Below are 506 nucleotides of genomic sequence, written 5' to 3'. Positions count from 1 at the left end.
AAGTGCATCTAGGGATTTTCTATATTTTCTTCGCTCTTTTCTGGCTAGTCGGTTTTTCAAACGCAGTAAACTTGACAGACGGCATTGACGGTTTAGCTAGTATTTCAGTGGTGATTAGTTTGTCAGCTTATGGAGTTATTGCCTATGTGCAAGGTCAGATGGATATCCTTCTAGTAATTCTTGCCGTGATTGGTGGTTTGCTCGGTTTCTTCGTCTTTAACCATAAGCCTGCTAAAGTCTTTATGGGGGATGTGGGAAGTTTGGCTCTCGGTGGAATGCTGGCAGCTATCTCTATGGCCCTCCACCAAGAATGGACTCTCTTGATTATCGGAATTGTTTATGTCTTTGAAACAACTTCGGTCATGATGCAAGTCAGCTATTTCAAACTGACTGGTGGTAAACGTATTTTCCGTATGACGCCTGTCCATCACCATTTTGAACTTGGAGGATTGTCTGGTAAAGGAAATCCTTGGAGCGAGTGGAAGGTTGATTTCTTCTTTTGGGGA

1 protein-coding gene is annotated in these 506 nt (G+C 42.9%); it reads left to right on the top strand.

Annotation, left to right across the window (positions count from 1 at the left end; translation table 11 throughout):
• A partial coding sequence (locus tag SMIDD26_RS13250) for a phospho-N-acetylmuramoyl-pentapeptide-transferase (RefSeq protein ID WP_280630524.1) occupies positions 1-506 on the top strand: 506 nt, incomplete at both ends.

The organism is Streptococcus mitis, from assembly GCF_001579035.1.
GTDB lineage: Bacteria > Bacillota > Bacilli > Lactobacillales > Streptococcaceae > Streptococcus > Streptococcus mitis_J.
The sequence above is the reverse complement of the archived record's forward strand: the minus strand, read 5'-3'. Positions and strand labels throughout refer to the sequence as shown.